Source organism: Pontibacterium granulatum (genome assembly GCF_029961155.1).
GTDB classification, from domain to species: domain Bacteria; phylum Pseudomonadota; class Gammaproteobacteria; order Pseudomonadales; family Balneatricaceae; genus Pontibacterium; species Pontibacterium granulatum.
This window is the reverse complement of sequence record NZ_JASBRH010000054.1, coordinates 1-1766: the sequence shown is the minus strand read 5'-3', so window position 1 is coordinate 1766 and position 1766 is coordinate 1. Positions and strand designations below refer to the sequence as shown.

The 1766-nt window shown below is 53.4% G+C and carries 1 protein-coding gene; it reads right to left on the bottom strand.

Annotation, left to right across the window (positions count from 1 at the left end; all coding sequences use genetic code 11):
- Nucleotides 1–173: 173 nt before the first annotated feature.
- Nucleotides 174–1766 (bottom strand): IS1182 family transposase (locus QKW35_RS21185; RefSeq protein WP_282356371.1); only part of this gene is annotated, 1593 nt, incomplete at its 5' end.

Below are 1766 nucleotides of genomic sequence, written 5' to 3'. Positions count from 1 at the left end.
TAACGAGGCTGTCGGATTAGACATTTTTCTGTGAAAACACCCATCTACCGCAGCTCTCCCTGTTCGTTTCAGCGTTTCGCCTGGTGCTTTTGATATATTCGCATCCCAGTTCAAACACGCTTTATTTATGCTTTCAGCCCGATAGAGCCGTGATTCCGGCTCTATCTTGCCACTTAATGCCTTAATTCACCCTGTGTCGCGACCTTCTCGATGTTGTGGACCATGCAGTACATCAACCACTGGGCGTTAACCTTGCTTTTGCCTCTGAGCGAGAACCGTTTCAGCCCCTTGTTTGTTTCCAGGTTGCCGAACACCGGTTCAACTGTACCCAGACGCTGGCTATACACATGCCGTCCCATCGGACTGTCAATCTTCTCTTTCATCCGATCCATAAAGCTGATTTCCGCTGTCTTCCCTTTCGGATAAAAGCTCACCTGACGGCCTTCCTGCTGGTTTGGATTCCGCAGGCATTGTGCTTTCAAGGGGCAGACGCGACACTGCTTGCGGTAGCCCTGGAAGCGGATCACGTCACGACCCTCTATCTGACCGTTAAAGTTGAGCCACATGCCGTTTCCAGCCGGGCAGCGGCAGGTTTCACTTGCCGGATCATAGTCGAAGTCGGCGGGGATAAAACGCTTGGCGTTGGAACCCCGCGCTTTCCGGCGTTTGGCCTGCTGCTCTGCGTACGTTGTGGAGTCGATAAAGCGCGGATCGCGCTTGCGGAACTGATTGTCTGCGATGTATCCATCTATGCCTAAGCGATACAGCATCTTCATGTTCGCTTCGCTGTGGAAGCCGCTGTCGGCGGTAATCTGTGCAGTTCGCAGGATATGTGCATCTGGCTTTTTCAGTTGCCGGAACTGATACCGGATACCAAACAGCATGGGCCTGAGAGTATGTTGTTCCTGACCTGCACCATAGGCTGCGGCATGCACGATGATCTGGTGCTTGCTGTCCACCGCCGCCACACCGTTGTAGCCCTGGATCACACCTTTGGCGGTTTTCATCTTGGCGCTGTCATTGTCGGTGATGTTGCTTTTAACCGGGCGGCCACGCTGACCGAGCCGCTCAGGTTCGGTCGCTAAGTGCTTTTTTATCTTGGCGGAGACCTCTTCCAGTTTTTTGATCTGCGCCTGTTGCCGTTGGGTGATCTCGGGATCTTGGTCGCGGCTGTCTGATTGTTGATGGGCATTCAGCATCCGTGTAACTGCGCTGTCAATCTTCGCCTGTTTTCGGTTTAGCTCTGCCCGTGTACCGCTCCACTCCTTGGAGGCATTGGAGGGCATTTTGCAACCGTCGATGGCGAACATCTCACGTCCGATCAGGTTCATGCCGTCACACACCATCAGGACCTGAGTAAACAACGGCGCAATCACGTCATCCATGCGTGCAATGAACTCAGCGATGGTGCTGTGGTGCGGTTGGCTGTCTGCGGAGAGCGCCATAAACAGGACGTTCTCTTTACAGGCCTGGGCAATCTTGCGGCTGGAAGTAATACCGCGGGAATACGCAAACAGAACGATCTTCAGCAGGATAGCCGGATCGTACGCGGGAGCGCCGTTGTAATCGTTGCGGTAACGGGATTTGAACAGGCTGAGGTCGAGGTCATTATCGACCACATGATTGAGGGTATATTCGAACGTGCCAGGCTGGATCTGATCCGCAAAACGCAGCGGAATCATCTTGGTCTGGTTGTAATCGTAGTGTTTGTAGCGCGCCATCCCTTGCACCATCAGCAGTAAAGTTCGTTGAATCGATTGTAGCGG